The organism is Nonomuraea sp. NPDC050790, assembly GCF_044456745.1.
In the GTDB taxonomy this organism is placed as follows: Bacteria; Actinomycetota; Actinomycetes; order Streptosporangiales; family Streptosporangiaceae; genus Nonomuraea.
Map to the genome: position 1 here is coordinate 1,281,113 of NZ_JBITGF010000002.1, position 15,520 is coordinate 1,296,632.

Here is a 15,520-nt window from a genome sequence, read left to right on the forward strand (position 1 = left end):
GACGGGAAGCTTCGTCGCGATCGGGAGTGTGAGCTTGGCGGGAAGAGCGGCGCAATCACCCCAGGGGCCAACGGGTTTCCCAAGGGTTTCCGGTCCTCCCAGGGGGTGGCGGTGCCCCCGGGGGCACCGGGTCCTCCCAAGGGATACGTGTCCGCCTCATGACTGATGACTGGTCGATCCGGTTTTGTGGAGTTATGTTCGGGCTCCCCGGATCTCCCCGCAGAGGAGTGGCATGAGATCACGTCTGCTCGCCGTACTCGCCACGCTCGTCCTGGTCTTAGCCGGCGGCCTGCACCCGGTCACCGCAGCGACCGCGCTCGCCCCGCCCGACATCCCCCTCGCCAACGTCAAGGCGCACCTGACCCAGTTCCAGAGCATCGCCACCAGCAACGGCGGCAACCGCGCCCACGGCCGTCCCGGCTACCTGGCCTCCGCCAACTACGTCAAGGGCCGCCTGGACGCCGCCGGCTTCACCACCACACTGCAGTCGTTCACCTACAACGGCGCCACCGGCTACAACGTCATCGCCGACTGGCCCGGCGGCGACCCCAACGACATCCTCATGGTCGGCGCCCACCTCGACAGCGTCACCGCAGGACCCGGCATCAACGACAACGGCTCCGGCAGCGCGGCCGTCCTGGAGACCGCGCTGGAGGTCTCCAGGCAGGCGCTCCAGCCGACCAAGCACCTGCGCTTCGCCTGGTGGGGCGCCGAGGAGCTCGGGCTGCGCGGGTCGCAGTACTACGTGACCAACCTGGCCGCCACGGAACGGGCCAAGATCAAGGCGTACCTGAACTTCGACATGGTCGGCTCGCCCAACGCCGGATACTTCGTCTACGACGGCGACAACTCCGACGGCGTCGGCTCCGGCCCCGGCCCCGCCGGCTCGGCCGCCCTGGAACGCACGCTCCAGGACTACTTCACCTCCGTCGGCGTCCCCACCCGCGGCACCGACTTCGACGGCCGCTCCGACTACGGGCCCTTCATCGCCCGCGGCATCGCCGCCGGCGGCACGTTCACCGGAGCAGAGGGCATCAAGTCCAGCGCCCAGGCGCAACTGTGGGGCGGCACCGCCGGGCAGGCGTTCGACGTCTGCTACCACCGCGCCTGCGACACGACCTCGAACATCAACGACACCGCGCTCAACCGCCAGGCCGACGCCGTGGCCTACGCGGTGTGGACGATCGCGACCGCCGTACCGCCCGTCGTGGTCTGGGAGGACACCTTCGAGACCGACAGGGGCTGGACCCGCCTGACCGGCACCGCCACCACCGGCCTGTGGGAGCGCGGCGACCCCGAGGCCACCACCTCCAGCGGCGCCAAGCAACTCGGCACCACGGTCAGCGGCGCCAACGACCTGGTGACCGGCCGCCTGGCCGGAGCCGCGGCCGGCGACCACGACATCGACGGCGGCGCCACCTCCATCCAGTCGCCCGCGGTGACGCTGCCCAGCGGGACGGTGAAGCTGTCCTTCGCCTGGTACCTGGCCCACGGCAGCAACGCCACGAGCGCGGACTACCTGCGGGTGCGGGTCGTGGGCACGACGACCAGCACGGTCTTCGAACAGCTCGCCGCCGCCACGAACCGCAACGGCGCCTGGACCACCTCGACCGTGGACATCTCCGCCTTCGCCGGGCAGAGCGTCCGCATCGTGGTCGAGGCCGCCGACGCCGCGACGGCCAGCCTGGTCGAGGCCGGCGTGGACGACGTCAAGATCCTCCGGTAGCAGGGGTGCGGGCGCTCGTGTGGTCGCGCGGTGACTGCGCTGGTCCGCGCGTTGGCTGTGGCTGATCCTGGCACCGGCACGAGCGCCCTCACCTACGATGAGCCGGCACGTCCTAGCGAAGGCGGAGCCGTGCCAGAGACCGTTCTCCTGCGAGGACGGCAACGCGAGCTGGCGGAGCTGGACGCGCTGGTGGAGCGCGCCCGCTCCGGCCGCCCGTTCCTCGTCGGGCTCGCCCTGGTCGGGCTCCTCACCGAGGTCGCGGGCGACGGGGCGCTGCTCTGCGTCGTCGACGACGCGCAGTGGCTCGACGACGCCTCCGCCCGCGCCATGGCCTTCGCCGCCCGGACTCCGCCCGCGACCTCCCCCTGACCAGCTTGCAGGAGGTCCTCGTCGCCCGGCTGCGCGCCCGCGCGGAGTACGCGCTGTGCCGGGACAGCAGCGGCCCGCGGCTTCTCCTCGCCGCGGGCCAGGGCCTGGACGGGCTCGACCCGGCGCTTGCCAGGGACACCTACATCGAGGCCCCTGGCGGCGGCCGGCTACAGCGGCCGGCTGGGCGAGCCCGGCCAGGTCGCCGCGGTCTCGGACGCCATCCTGCGGGCGACCGCCGCCGAGCGGGACTCCGGCCGCGCGCGGGACCTGATCCTGCGCGGCCAGGCACTGCTCGCCGCCAAGGGCCAGGACGCGGCGATCGAGACCCTGCGTGGCCGTGGGCGGGTTCTGGGCCGTAGCCGGCGCCCTGGCCGTCCGGCTCGTGCCGTCCTCACACGTGCCGCGGGCCACGGTGATCATCTTCGGCGGCGTCGGGGCCGCGAACGTCTTCTCGGCCTACACATTCATCAGCCCCGTGCTGCGGGACGTCTCCGGTATCGACGGGCGGCTCGTCGGGCCGCTGCTGTTCGGGTTCGGCGTGGCGGGCATCGCGGGGAACTTCGTCGCCGGTGCCGCTGTGGCCACGAGGCTCCACCCCACCGTCCTGTCCATCACCGCCGTCCTGGGGGTGACCGTGCTGCTCTACCCCCTGGCGGGACTCACCGGCGCGGGCGGGGTGGTGCTGCTCGTGATCTGGGGCCTGGTGTACGGCGGTGTGTCGGCGAGCCTCCAGACCTGGATGATCAAGGCCGCTCCGCAGGCGGTCGAGGAGGCCTCGGCGCTGTGGGTGGCGGTGTTCAACCTCTCGATCGGACTCGGCGCCCTGGCCGGCGGCGCCGTCGTCGACGCGCTGCCGCTCCAGGGCATCCTCTGGCTCGCCGGGGGTCTCGTCCTGGCCGCCGGGCCTGCCGTCTGGAGCGCTCGCCGAATTCTGCCTCCTGGCCCGCGGCGGCACTGATCGTCAGGGACGTGGTCTGGCGTGTTCCATGGCCCAGGACAGGGCGTGGTCGGCGACGGCCTCCCAGCCCGGCGCCGCGCAGGTCCAGTGGTCGCGGCCGGCGAACTCGTAGTACTCCGTGAGCGCCGGGGACTTGTGGTAGTGCTTGGCGTTGGACCTGTTCACCGACGGCGGCATGATGTGGTCCTTCTCGCCCGCGATGAACAGCAGCGGCGCCCGGTCGGCGGAGTAGTCCACCCAGGTGTCCTGGTGTCCCGGCTTGAAGTTGGCGAACAGCCCGTACTCCCACACCCAGTGCCCGGGGGCCGCGATGGCGTACCGCTCCCACACCTTGCGCGAGTCCTCCTCGGAGAGGGTGTTGGTGAAGGCGTAGTGGAACTCCTCGGGGGTGAAGCCGACCGCCTTGTGCCGGTTGGCGGGGTTCTTCAGCGCCGGGAACAACGATCTGGCCTGCGAGATCGGGTTGACCCTGACGCCCTCGGTAGGCGCGGAGTCGATCACCACCGCGGCGGCGCCCAGCCCCCGGGCCAGCAGCAACTGGGTGAGCGTGCCGCCGAAGGAGTGGCCGATGATGATCGGCGGGGTCGGCACGGAGGCGATGACGGCGGCCAGATGGTCGACGGTCTCGGGAACGGTCAGCTCGGCGATGATCGAGGGGTTCTCGCGCAGCGCCTCGACCTCGATCTCGAAACCGGGGTAGGCGGGGGCCAGCACGGTGAGGCCTTTCGCCTCGTAGCGGTCGACCCAGCCCTCCCAACTGCGGGGCGTCATCCAGAGGCCGTGGACGAGTACGACGGTGTCGGGCTTCATGATCAACTCCTAGTCGATGAACGCGAGCAGGTCGGCGTGCAGGCGGTCGCGGTCGGTGTCGGGCAGGGCGTGCCCGCTGCCCTCGTAGACCTTCAGGACGGCGCCGTCGATCAGGTCGGCCGAGCGCTGCCCGCCCACCTCGAACGGCACGATCTGGTCGTCGTCCCCGTGGATGACCAGCGTGGGCACGTCGATCTTGGCCAGGTCGGGCCGGAAGTCGGTGGCGGAGAAGGCCGCGATGCACTCGTAGGCGGCCCGGTGCCCGCAGGCCATGCTCTGCAGCCAGAACGCGTCCCGGAACCCCTGCGGCACGTCCTGCCTGCGGTTGTGTCCGAAGAACGGGCCGTCGGCCAGGTCGCGGTAGAGCTGCGAGCGGTTGGCGGCCTCGCCGTACCGGATGGCGTCGAAGGTCTCGACGGGCAGCCCGCCGGGGTTGTCCTCGGTGCGCAGCATGAGCGGCGGCACGGCGCTGACGAGGACCGCCTTCGCGACGCGGGCGCTGCCGTGGCGGCCGAGGTAGCGCACGACCTCGCCGCCGCCGGTGGAGTGCCCGGCCAGGGTGAGCTCGCGCAGGTCGAGGTTTTCGATCAGGCAGGCCAGGTCGTCGGCGTAGGTGTCCATCTCGTTGCCGTGCCAGGTCTGCGAGGAGCGGCCGTGGCCCCGACGGTCGTGGGCGATGGCACGGTGGCCGTGCTCGGCCAGGAACAGGGCGGTGGCCTCCCACGCGTCGGAGTTGAGCGGCCAGCCGTGGCTGAGCAGGACCGGGGACCCGCCGCTTCCCCAGTCCTTGTAGAAGATCTGCGCTCCGTCATCCGTGGTGACGTAAGGCATATGGCCTCCTTCGGCTCGTTCGAGTGGATCGAGCGTGCCTCCGGAGTACGCCTGCGCGGACCACGTGAGATGCGTAGTCCCTCAGCCGCCGGTGGCCTTGAGCCGGTCGGCGAGCTGGCGGCGGGAGGACAGGCCGAGCTTCTGGAAGACCTTGCGCAGGTGGTAGTCGACCGTGTTCACGCTGATGAACAGGGTGGCCGCGATCTCCGGGTTCGTGCGGCCGCCCGCCGCCAGCTCGGCGATCGCCAGCTCGCGGCTGGTCAGGTCGAGCGTCTCGGGACCGCCGGTCGCGGCCGGCTTGACGCCCGCGGCCTCCAGCTCCGCCTGGGTCCGCGGGAGGAAGATCCGCGCGCCGCTGCGCTCGAAACCCCGCAGCGCCTCCTGCAGGTGCCCGCTCGCCTCGCGCCGGCGCCGCGTCCTGCGCAGCCACTCGCCGTACAGGAGGTGCGCGCGGGCGAGGTCGATCTCCGCGCCGGTCACCGCCAGTGTCTCGACCGCGGCCTGGAAGTGCTTCTCCGCCGCCGCGTCCTGGCTGGCCACCGCCCGGGTCCGATGGGCCAGGCCGCGGCACCAGGCCGATCCGTTCGCGGCGGCGAGCCCCTCCAGCAGTTCGACGTACGGCTGCGCCTCGGCGACGTGCCCGCTTCGGACGGCGGCCTCGACGAAGTCGGGGTAGTGCGTGGGCGTCACCTGCAGAAAGGGGTCGTCGACCAGGGGCTTGAGGCTGTCATAGGCGGCGCGGTAGTGGCCTTCGGCCAGGTGACTCAGCGCGATGCCCGCGACCGCCGCGGCGGTGACGCCGCCGAACCCGAGCGCGCCCGCCCCGTCCGCGATCACCGAGACGATGTGGCGCGGCGTGCCGGTCCAGGCCATCAGAGCGGCGTTGAGCACGTTCTCCGCGTCGTACCCCATCGCCAGCCGTACCTCGCGCACCTGCGCCAGGGCGTCCTCGGCGTGCTTGACGGTCCCGCCGGTCAGCTCGGCCAGCGAGATGGTCCACATCAGGGTGTCCAGCGCCTGCAGGGCCCCGGCGTCGCGGGCCGCGCCGACGGCTCGCGTCAGGGCGGCCCTGCGGCCCGCGTCGTCCCACAGGTAGGTGCCGAGCGCCGCGATCACCGCCCCCAGGTGCATCATCACGTGGTCGGGCAACTCCAGGATCGCGTCGAACGCGTCTCTCGCCAGTGGTACGGCTTGCGCGTACGGCTGGAGCACGAGGGCGCCGAGACCGGCGAGAAGGCGGGAGACCGGCCCGCTCGCGCGCCTCGACGCCGCCTCCAGACAGCGGCCCATCTCCGCGCGGGAGATCCCCCGCATGAGGCGGTCGGTGACGGTGCAGAGCTGGAAGGCTCTCAGCAGTGCCTGCGCCTCGCGCTCGGTGTCGACGCCGCGGAACTGCCCGGCGGCGCGGACGAGTTCCGCGCACGCGTGCGGAACCACCGCGGGATCGCTCGTGAACAGGCCCAGCTCACACCGCACGACGATCATCCGGCCGCGGTCGACGGGGCCCACGGCGGCGGCGTCGATCCTGCCCAGCAGCTCGTGGGCGGTCTGCGCCGCGCCGACGGCGAGCGCCGCCTCCGCCGCGCCGAGCAGCCGTGAGTTCCTGGCAGGACCCGGCGGGGTCAGTTCGGCGGCCCGCGCCAGAATGCCGGCCTGGGAGGCGAAACCGCCCCGGCGGGCGGCGCGGTCGGCGGTGTGTTCGAGCCGGTCGGCGACTTGTGGATCGGTCCCGAGCGTGGCCTTGGCGGCGTGCCACGCCTCCAGCTCGACCATGCCGAGCCGGTCGGCCGCGGCGGCCAGGGCCCGGTGGGCGCGCCGGCGGTCGGCTCCGGACACGGCGTTGTAGATGGCCGAGCGCACCAGCGGGTGCCGGAACCGGATGGTCGCCCCGAGCTTGATCAGTTCGGCGTTCTCGACCCGGTCCACGACGTCGTCGCCGAGATCCATCGTGGCCGCGGCGGCGGTGACGAGGTCGAGGTCGCCCGTGGTGTCCGCGGCGGCCAGCAGGACCCACTGCTGGACCCGGTCGTCACCCCGGCGGACCTGCCGCACGTAGTGCTCCTCCAGGTGGCGGCCCACCGGGATCGGATCGGAGCCCAGGCCGAGACCGCCGAGCTCCTGCGCCGACAGGTCGCCGGCCAGGTCGATCAGCGCCAGCGGATTGCCGCCGGTGGCCCTGGCGATCGCCGCGGCGGAGGCCGGATCGATCGGCGCGGACAGCGACCGGCGAAGCAACGCCGTCGCGGACTCCTGCCCGAGCCCGGCCAAGGTCAGCTCCGGCACCCCGGCCAGCCGGGCGGTGACATCCCGCTCATCGCGGGCGGCGAACAGCAGCGCCACCGGCTCCACCGCCAGCCGCCGGGCCGCGAACGCCATGACGTCCAGGCTCTCCGGGTCCAGCAGGTGCGCGTCGTCCAGGGCACACACCACCGGCATCGCGGCGGCGGCCGCCGCCAGCAGGGCGAGCACACCCATGCCGACCAGGAAGCGGTCGGGCGCGGGCCCCTCCACCTGGCCGGAGGCGACCTGGATCGCCTGCCGCTGGCGGACCGGCAGCGCCTCCAAGTGGCCGCCCAGCGGGATGATGAGCGGTTGCACGGCCGCGAACGGCAGGGTCGTCTCCGCCTCGACGCCGTCCAGACGCAGCAGCGAGATTCCGGCCGCCCCGGCGACCTCGCCGAGCAGCGCGGTCTTGCCGATTCCCGGCTCACCGGTGATCAGCAGCGAACCGCCCCGGCCGTTGCGGGCGTGGCTGAGCAGCGACTCCAACTGCCGCCGCTCCTCCTCACGGCCCAAGAGCCCACTCTTCATCATGATCTGGACCGTAGGGCAAGGAAGAAAACGATTCCAGGGGCCAGGGACTACGGATCTCACGTGGTCGGGCCCCAGGCGGACGGCGAGTACCTGCGTCGGTTTCTGAGCACCGTCGAAGGGCCGGTCGTCCTGGTCGGGCACTCCTACGGCGGGGCGGTGATCAGCAACGGGACCACCGGCAACCCGAACGTCAAGGCCCTGGTCTACGTCGCCGCCTACGCGCTCGACGAGGGCGAGAGCGTGGCCGCCGCGAACTCTCTGGGCGGCGGGCACACCGAGGTCACCGACCATCTCGTCGTCCGTCCCTATCCGGGTGCTCCCTCCGGTGACGGCGACGCGTACATCGATCCCGCGCACTTCCACCGTCTGTTCGCCCAGGACCTGCCGCGCGGCACCACCGCCGTCATGGCCGCCACGCAGCGTCCCGGCGCGTTGTCCGCGCTGGTCACGCCGTCCGGCCCGGCCGCGTGGAAGTCGGTGCCGAGCTGGTACCTGATCGCCAGGCAGGACCGGATCATCCCGCCCCAGGCCGAACGCGCCATGGCCAAGCGCGCCCGCGCCACCACCGTCGAGATCGACAGTTCACACGTCGCGATGCTGAGCCGTCCTGACGTGGTGACGAAGCTGATCCTGCGCGCTGCCCGCTGAATGGGTGTCCGGCAGCCTTCGCGGTGCCGGACGACCCCCTGCCGAGCGGCGGCCTTTAGCTGTCATCAGCCCCGCGCGCTCGTGGTCGGGGCGATGGTACGGCCGGCGCCCCAGGGCTGGCCGCCGTCCGGGAGCCAGTGGCTTCACAGGATGCCCAGGACGGGCTTGTCGCCGCGCTTCTTGCTCTTGCCGGCCTGCTCGGCGGGCAGGACGAGGCCGCCGGCGTCGAGGTCGAAGCCCTGGCCGTCGGCGGGGCGGATGACGTTCGGCCTGGAGGAGGCGGGAACGTCGTCGCTGAGGTGGGTGGTCAGGAAGTGCTTGCCGGGCCAGCGCTCGGCGAGCGCCTCGATCTCGGCCAGTCCCATGTGCCCGATCCGGCCCTGCTCGGGGAAGGTGGTGTCGCACACCAGGACTGGGCATTCGGCGGCGAGGGTGTCCACCGACGGGCAGGTGGAGGTGTCGCCGGTGTAGCCGAGCCGGGCGCCGCTCTCGTCGGTGATGGCGTAGCCGAGCGTGGGGACGGCGTGTCGCATCGGGTAGGCGCGCACCTGGTAGCCGCCGCCGGACCACTGGCCGCCTTGGGCGGCGTCGAGCTCGACGAACCGGGGGCGTACGTGCGGGCGGGTGGAGGCCCAACTGCCCGGATAGCTGAGCTCGAACAGTTGCTCCACGTGGTCGGCGAAGCCGGTCGGGCCGACGAGGATCAGATCGCTGTCGCGGGTCCGGCCGATGCCCTGTTCGAGGAACAGGAAGATGATGTCGGCGAAGTGGTCGGCGTGGAAGTGCGTGATGAGGCAGATGTCGACCTTCTTGGGGTCGAGGCCGGAGCGGCGCATCGTCTTCATGGAGCCGTTGGGGGCGTCGATGAGGAGCTTGCCGTCGATCAGCGCGGAGGCGCTGTGGCGGTCGCTCAGGATGGATCCGGTGCCGACGAAGTGCACATGCATGGGCGAAGCCCTTTCCACCGTCGATGACTACAGAAAGCAGATAACTTTCTGTAGTCTTTACACTACTTATAGTGACCGACAAGGTGGACGGTGTACACCCCAGACCCTCGTGCTGACTGGCCGGCCCTCCGCCCGAGGGCGTGGGGACCAAAGGCCGAGGCCGCCGTAGGACCACCGCCCGATGCTCCACGCGTGCCCCCGGCCTAGCCTGTGGCCCAGTGACATCGGATGAAGGAGCACGTGATGAGCCGAGAAGTCGCCAAGGAGCCCGGGGACCTGTCCCGGCTGTTCTTCGAGCGGGTGAACGCCGGTGATGTCGACGGAGTGGTTGAGCTGTTCGAGCCCGACGCGGTGTCCAGGTTCCCCGACGGCACGCTCGCGGCAGGGCATGATCAGCTACGCGCGGCCTTCGAGGAGCTGGTCGCCTCGGGCGTCGAGTTCTCCGCCGTTGACGACAGGCCGTCGCTGGTCAACGGTGATCTGGCGATGACCAGCCGCCACTTGCCCATCGGTGACGTCCCTGTGGAGGTGGCGCGCCGCCAGGACGATGGAAGCTGGCGCTGGGTGCTCGACTGGGCCAACGTGCTCAGCGGGTAGCCCTCGCGCGGTCTTCGATCAGCGAGGCCCGAACTCCATGCGTCCAGGCAGACCGGTCCCTGCGAGCGCGAGGGCCAGGGTGCGGGCGCCCTCACCTCCTGCGGGCCGGTTCAGCCTGGACGGTTCCCGGGCAGGATTTCCAGGCGGACGTCGTCCTCCTCCTTGAAGACGAAGGTCCGCTGATGGCCGGCCGCCCACTCGGCAGGTTTGATGTCGGGTATCAGGTAGTAGGTGTCGGCGCGGGTCAGCAGCAGGCGTAGGCCGAGGTAGTGGAACTTGTAGGCGCCTGGGCCGAGGGTTTGGCGCCTGACGTTGAGGACGTTCAGGCCGAGCGAGTCGGCGGTGTAGAGGGCCACCTGAGGACGATCGGCGACCTCGTCGATCGTCGCTCGTGCCGAGAGGGCGCCACGTTGCTGGGCGTAGATCGAGGCCGCCCACAGCGCGCAGAAAATGGCGATGGCCACGGCCGCGGCGAACGCCACCCGCCCCAGCGGGGTGCCTCTCGCCGGCCAGGTGAGCAGCAGCGGGCCGACGATGACCAGCGTCAGCAGGAGGTAGTTGCTGATGGGGCGGTTCGACAGCGCGGCCACGGCGAGGACCATCGCGGCGATCGTGATGACGGTGCCGAGGGCGGTGGGGTCGCCCAGCGATCGGGTGGCGCGGTGCGAACGGGCCGCGGCGACGAGGGCGCGTGCCCGCGCGGGGAGGCGGGACAGCAGCGTGGCGCGGTGGGTGAGGACGGCCAGAGCGAGCGGGATGGCCGCCATCCAGGGCAGGAACGCGGGGGAGAACAGGTTGAGGCCGTACAGGGCGTACTCGTCGGGACGGTAGTTCAGGTCGGTGGGCCTCAGCAGGAACGGACGCAGGTAGGCGTCGAGATACGCCCAGCCCATGTAGATGAGGATGGCCGCGCCGGTGGCCACCAGCAAGGTGACCATCCCCACGACGTCGAGTGGGCGGGGCCGGTCGCCGGGGGGTGGGTCAGCCGTCACTGCGCCGTCGATTCCGGCTCAGGCTCACTCACCGAGGGAGATGGCGGACTCGGCGGTTGTGTCGACGGGTGTGGAACCGTGATGGTCGGAGTCGGGGTCCGCGCGGAGCGCACTGTCGGGCAGGGCACCGCGACCGGGTCTCCGCCGCCGGTCGGGCACGGCGGCGGCGTGCGTACCGCTGTGGAACGGCGGGGGCGAGCGGGCGGGGCGCTCTCGCTCCCGGTCGCGGTGGGCGGCGACGCGGTGACGGTGACGGTCGCCGCCGGTCCGGTTCCGCACCCGCCCGTCCCCACGGCCAAGGCCAGCGCGCAGCCCGAGATGAGCGCCCTGCTCCGCTGTCGGCTCGCCGGCTCCTTGTCCACAAACGAACATCTGCGCCGGAGGATCAGGCGTTACAGGAAAACATCATCCGATCACTCTTGGTGATGACGGATCGGCTGGAGCATGAACCGGGCACGCCGCCGCCGCACGTTCAGAGACCGATCATGGACCTGATGTTGCCGTGGTAGATCCGGTCGAGGTCGTCCGGTGGGAGGCCGAGGGAGCCGATCGCCTTGATGATCTCCCGGATGTACATGGGCCCTCCTTCCGGGTCGAACGGGCAGTCCGTGGCGAACACCACGTGCTCGGCGCCGAAGAAGTCGAGCCCGCAGCGCATCCCGATGGCCGAGCCCGACAGCGCCGTGTCGGCGTAGAAGTGGCGGAAGTACTCCAGCAGCCCCTTGGGCAGCATCCCCGCGAGCTCCTCCCCGTCGGTGCGGCTGCCGAGCTGGTCGCTCCACCCGAGCCCGATCCGGCCCTCCAGGTACGGGATCATCGCCCCCATGTGATGAGTGATGATCTTGATCCCCGGATGGCGCTCGAACAACCCGGAGAACACCAGCCTGGACATCGCCACACTCGTCTCGTACGGCCAGCCCAAAGCCCACCAGATCTCGTAGCGGGAGGCGTCCTCGGTGGCGTAGTCGGCGAAGGCCGGCCCGCGCGCCGGGTGCATCCAGATGGGCAGGTCCCGCCGGGCCATCTCGTCGAAGACCGGCCGGAACGCCGGGTCGTCCAGCGGGCGCCCGCTCACGTTGGTGAACACCTGCACGCCGCTCGCGCCGAGGTCGTCGATGGCGTACGCGAGCTCGGCCATGGCCGCGTCCGGGTTGTTCATCGGCAGCGAGGCCACGAAGGCGGGGAAGCGGGCCGGATGCTCGCCGCACAACTCCAGCATCGACTCGTTGGCCAGCCGGGCCAGCTCCGGTGACTCGTCAGGCCCGGCGAGCAGCTCGATCGGCGGCGAGGACAGCGTGAGGATCTGCTGGTAGCCGTCGCCGAACTCGGCCATCATCCGCAGCCGCTCGTCCACGTCGTGCAGGGCGGTCAGCTCCAGCCAGCGCCTGAGCGCGCCGGGGTCGACGGCCAGTTCCCGCATGCGCTCGAAGTAGGGGGCGGGCAGGATGTGGCTGTAGGCGTCGATCTTCATGAGGTTCCTCTCGAGGTCTGCGGCAGCCAGCCGGTGAGCCGGCGGTCCACGGCCTGGACCAGCCAGACGGCGCCCAGGGCGACGGCGATGATGACCAGCAGCACGGCCAGCACGCTCGCGCTGTCGAACCGGCCGCCGGCCTCGGTGACGATGTGGCCGAGGCCGACCACGGCGATGAACATCTCTCCGTTGATCATGCCGGTGACGGCTCGCCCGACGCCGAGCCGTACCCCTGCCATGATCATCGGGGTGGCGGCGGGGAGCAGGACCCGCAGGAGCAACTGGCGCTCGCTCGCGCCGTAGGAGCGAGCCATCTCCAGCAGGTGCTCGGGCACGGAGCGGATCGCCGAGGCGGTGTTGACGATGATGACGAACGTCGCGTACATGACGATCACCGCGATGATCGAGCCGCGCCCGTCGCCCAGCAGGGAGAAGAAGATCGGCGCGAAGACCAGCGCGGGGGCGGTGAGCAGGGCGTAGACGTAGACGCCGAGCGCGGCCTCCACCTTGCGGTAGCGGCCCATCGCGACGCCCACGAGCAGCCCCGACACCAGCGATACGGCGAAGCCGGCGAGCAGGTTGACCAGGCTGTCGCCGACGCTCCCGAAGATCTCGCCGGCGGCGGCCATCTCCACCAGGCGCGCGCCCACGGTGCTCAGCGGCGGGAAGAACGACACGCCCGCCAGCCGGCCGATCAGCTCCCACGCGACGGCGCCGGCGGCCAGGCTGACCGCGGCCGCCGGGACACGCGCCCTCACCGCGCCGCCCGGTGCTCTTCGTGCATGTCGCGCAGCCGTTCCCACAGGTAGGCGGTGATCTCGGCGTAGGCCCCTGAGCGTTCGAGCGACCTGGAGCGCGGACGGTCCAGCGGCACCGGCACGATCTCGGCGATCTGCCCCGGCCGGGCGCTCATCAGCGCCACCCGGTCGCCGAGCAGCACCGCCTCCTCCATGCTGTGCGTGATGAACACGACGGTCAGCCGGCTGCGTTCCCAGATCGACAGCAACTCCTCCTGCAACAGCCGCCTGGTCTGCTCGTCGACCGCGCCGAACGGCTCGTCCATCAGAAGCACCCTCGGCTGTACGGCCAGCGCCCGCGCGATCCCCACCCGCTGCTGCATGCCGCCGGACAGCTCGGCGGGGCGCTTGGTCTCGAACCCGGCCAGCCCCACCATGGCGATCAGCTCCCGGGCACGCTCCTCGCGCTCGGCCCTGCCGACCCCGCGCAGTTCCAGCCCGAACGCGACGTTGCCGAGGACGGTAGCCCAGGGCAGGAGGGCGAAGTTCTGGAAGACCATGGCGCGGTCGGGCCCGGGGCCGCTCACCTTGGCGCCGTCGACGGCGATCTCGCCGGTGTCCACGGGGACCAGCCCCGCGACGGCCTTCAGCAGCGTCGTCTTCCCGCACCCGCTGGGGCCCAGCACGGTCAGGAACTCGTTCTCCGCGACGTCGAGGTCGATGTCGCGCAACGCCCGCACCTCGCCGCCGTCCTGGCCGACGAAGCTCTTGCCCAGTCCACGGATCTCTATCATCAGACGCTCCTTCCGGTGAGCTTGCGTTCTCCCCAGCGGGCCGCGGAGATCAGCAGGAGTGCCTCCGCCAGGATGATCACGATGGTCGCGTAGAGCTGCGGCGCCTTGAGCAGGCCGCGGTACTCGAGCATCAGCCCGCCGAGCGCCGTGGAGACCATGAGCAGCTCGACGAGCACCATCCCGGTGACCGCGCGGCCGATGCCGAGCCGGACGCCCGTCATGATCGCGGGCAGCGCGGCGGGCAGCAGGACGCGGAACCAGATCCGGCGCTCGCTTGCCCCGAACGAGCGCGCCATCTCGATCAGCGACGGGTCGACCTGCCTGACGCCCGCGCGGCTGTTCACCACCACCATCACGATCGCGAAGATCGCGACGAGGATGATCCGGGCGGCCAGGCCGTACCCCACGGACATGCCGAGCAGCGGGATGATCGCCGCCATCGGCGTGACCAGCAGGATGTTGAGGTAGACGTCGGCGAAGCGCTCCAGTCGCCGGAAGCGGCCGAGCACGATGCCCAGCGGCACCCCGACGCCCACCGCGACCGCGAAGCCGAGCACGAGCGCCAGGTTGCTGGCGTAGAGCGCCTCCCACAGCTCCGCGCTGCCCAGCAGCACGACGGTCGCCTGGACGGTCTCGGTGAAGGTGGGGATGAGCAGGCCGCCGCGCACCCGGGCGTAGATCTCCCAGCTCGCCGCGAAGAGCACGAACGTCAGCAACTGGTACGGCAGGAGCGCGCGCCGCGTCATGCCGCCGCCCTGATGAAGGACAGATCGGTCGCGTCCTTGGCCGTCATCCCCGGCTCGATCACCCCGGCGCGGACGAAGAAGTCGATGGTGGCCTGGACGTTGCGCTCGGTGAGCCCGGCGGCGTCGTACAGGCCCGCCTTGACCGATCGCGCGGCGATGTCGGCCACGTCGTCGGGGTCCTCCTCCGGCAGGTACTTGGCCACCAGACCCACCAGGTGCCGCGGATCGGCGTTGATCTTGGCGTGCTCGCGCACCAGGGCCGAGACGAACAACTGCGCCACCTCCCGGTGCTCGGTGAGGAAGTCGGCGTTGGCGTAGACGGTCTGCGGACGCAGGTCGGGCAGCGTCCTGCCGAAGTCGACCACCTGGGCGAAGGCCGAGCCGCCCGAGCGCTCCAGCGCGACCACGTCGGCCAGCTCCAGCGCCGTGGCGTCGATCTCCCCGGCGACGAGGGCCTGGGCGCGCACGTCCGAGCCGCCGATGGTCAGATACTCGGGTTCGCGACCGCCGGTGCACTGCGTGCGTACCCACTCCTCGGTCATCGCCGTGGCGACCGCGCCCCTGCTGTAGATCCCGAACGGCCGGCCGTCCAGGTCGTCGCAGGTGAGCTTGGACGAGCCGTAGATCGCCCACTGGTTGCCGATCGCGTCGGCGATGATCTTGATGGGCGCCTCCTGCTCGATGGCGCTCAGCGCGGGGCTGGTCGCCTCCGCGGAGATCGCGTACGCGCCCTCGGCCAGCCCCCCGATCGCCAGCTCGGGCTCGGCCAGCTCCACCACCTCGACGCGGTGCCCCGCCTGCCTGACCGCGTCGACGGCGGCGAGGATGGGCACCGTCGTGATGTCCGGCTCCGTGACGGCGACCGAGAACGAGAGGGTTCCGTCCGGATGGGTCTCGGTGCCCCGGACGCCGCACGCGGCCAACGCGGACATCACCGCCAGCGCCGCCAGCCTCTTCAGATGCATAACGCTCCTTGTCAACGGCTAGGCAAACGTATTCCTCGACGGCAGCATAGAGACCGGGACCGCGCCCTCGTCAAGGGCGTTCTCGGCGACCACGGCCGGATCTGGCCGCTGACCT

The 15,520-nt window shown here is 71.4% G+C and carries 15 protein-coding genes; 5 read left to right on the forward strand and 10 right to left on the reverse strand.

Annotated elements, in window-relative coordinates:
* Positions 1 to 232: 232 nt before the first annotated feature.
* From ACIBEJ_RS14335 to ACIBEJ_RS14345, 3 genes are all read left to right on the forward strand, one after another.
* On the forward strand, positions 233 to 1,726 hold the full coding sequence (locus tag ACIBEJ_RS14335; protein ID WP_397183126.1) for a M28 family peptidase: 1,494 nt from the start codon (positions 233 to 235) through the stop codon (positions 1,724 to 1,726).
* 129 nt (positions 1,727 to 1,855) lie between these two features.
* Entirely contained in the window at positions 1,856 to 2,095 is a 240-nt protein-coding gene (locus tag ACIBEJ_RS14340; RefSeq protein ID WP_397183127.1) for a hypothetical protein, read from the forward strand.
* 337 nt (positions 2,096 to 2,432) lie between these two features.
* Positions 2,433 to 3,053 carry a hypothetical protein gene (locus tag ACIBEJ_RS14345; protein WP_397183128.1) on the forward strand — a complete coding sequence of 207 codons (621 nt, stop codon included), beginning with the start codon at positions 2,433 to 2,435 and terminating at the stop codon, positions 3,051 to 3,053.
* A 3-nt stretch (positions 3,054 to 3,056) separates the two neighbouring features.
* Here the strand turns inward: ACIBEJ_RS14345 and ACIBEJ_RS14350 are convergent, their stop codons facing one another.
* The 3 genes from ACIBEJ_RS14350 to ACIBEJ_RS14360 form a co-directional block, all read right to left on the reverse strand.
* Entirely contained in the window at positions 3,057 to 3,863 is an 807-nt protein-coding gene (locus ACIBEJ_RS14350) for an alpha/beta hydrolase (RefSeq protein ID WP_397183129.1), read from the reverse strand.
* 9 nt (positions 3,864 to 3,872) lie between these two features.
* Entirely contained in the window at positions 3,873 to 4,694 is an 822-nt protein-coding gene (locus ACIBEJ_RS14355) for an alpha/beta fold hydrolase (RefSeq protein ID WP_397183130.1), read from the reverse strand.
* An 81-nt stretch (positions 4,695 to 4,775) separates the two neighbouring features.
* Positions 4,776 to 7,508, reverse strand: coding sequence for an AAA family ATPase (locus ACIBEJ_RS14360; RefSeq protein ID WP_397183131.1), 2,733 nt, complete (start codon positions 7,506 to 7,508; stop codon positions 4,776 to 4,778).
* 60 nt (positions 7,509 to 7,568) lie between these two features.
* Here ACIBEJ_RS14360 and ACIBEJ_RS14365 point away from each other — a divergent pair, with 60 nt between their 5' ends.
* Positions 7,569 to 8,156, forward strand: coding sequence for an alpha/beta hydrolase (locus ACIBEJ_RS14365; RefSeq protein WP_397183132.1), 588 nt, complete (start codon positions 7,569 to 7,571; stop codon positions 8,154 to 8,156).
* Positions 8,157 to 8,299: 143 nt separating this feature from the next.
* Here ACIBEJ_RS14365 and ACIBEJ_RS14370 read toward each other — a convergent pair whose 3' ends face one another.
* Positions 8,300 to 9,103 (reverse strand): MBL fold metallo-hydrolase, encoded by an 804-nt coding sequence (locus tag ACIBEJ_RS14370; protein WP_397183133.1) that lies wholly within the window; start codon positions 9,101 to 9,103, stop codon positions 8,300 to 8,302.
* Between the two features lie 243 nt (positions 9,104 to 9,346).
* On the opposite strand from ACIBEJ_RS14370, the gene ACIBEJ_RS14375 reads away from it, so the two are divergent.
* On the forward strand, positions 9,347 to 9,700 hold the full coding sequence (locus tag ACIBEJ_RS14375) for a YybH family protein (protein WP_397183134.1): 354 nt from the start codon (positions 9,347 to 9,349) through the stop codon (positions 9,698 to 9,700).
* A 110-nt stretch (positions 9,701 to 9,810) separates the two neighbouring features.
* Here the strand turns inward: ACIBEJ_RS14375 and ACIBEJ_RS14380 are convergent, their stop codons facing one another.
* The 6 genes from ACIBEJ_RS14380 to ACIBEJ_RS14405 form a co-directional block, all read right to left on the reverse strand.
* Complete coding sequence (locus ACIBEJ_RS14380; protein WP_397183135.1) at positions 9,811 to 10,638, reverse strand: hypothetical protein; 828 nt, start codon at positions 10,636 to 10,638, stop codon at positions 9,811 to 9,813.
* Between the two features lie 526 nt (positions 10,639 to 11,164).
* On the reverse strand, positions 11,165 to 12,163 hold the full coding sequence (locus ACIBEJ_RS14385) for an amidohydrolase family protein (RefSeq protein ID WP_397183136.1): 999 nt from the start codon (positions 12,161 to 12,163) through the stop codon (positions 11,165 to 11,167).
* The gene (locus tag ACIBEJ_RS14390; RefSeq protein ID WP_397183137.1) at positions 12,160 to 12,921 is read right to left on the reverse strand and encodes an ABC transporter permease; all 762 of its coding nucleotides are present in this window, start codon (positions 12,919 to 12,921) and stop codon (positions 12,160 to 12,162) included. The genes ACIBEJ_RS14385 and ACIBEJ_RS14390 overlap by 4 nt, the downstream gene beginning before the upstream one ends.
* Entirely contained in the window at positions 12,918 to 13,694 is a 777-nt protein-coding gene (locus ACIBEJ_RS14395) for an ABC transporter ATP-binding protein (protein WP_397183138.1), read from the reverse strand. The genes ACIBEJ_RS14390 and ACIBEJ_RS14395 overlap by 4 nt, the downstream gene beginning before the upstream one ends.
* Positions 13,694 to 14,440: an ABC transporter permease gene (locus ACIBEJ_RS14400; protein WP_397183139.1), complete on the reverse strand. Its 747-nt coding sequence runs from the start codon at positions 14,438 to 14,440 to the stop codon at positions 13,694 to 13,696. Before ACIBEJ_RS14400 ends, ACIBEJ_RS14395 begins: the two co-directional genes overlap by 1 nt.
* Entirely contained in the window at positions 14,437 to 15,405 is a 969-nt protein-coding gene (locus tag ACIBEJ_RS14405; RefSeq protein WP_397183140.1) for an ABC transporter substrate-binding protein, read from the reverse strand. Before ACIBEJ_RS14405 ends, ACIBEJ_RS14400 begins: the two co-directional genes overlap by 4 nt.
* Positions 15,406 to 15,520 lie beyond the last annotated feature (115 nt).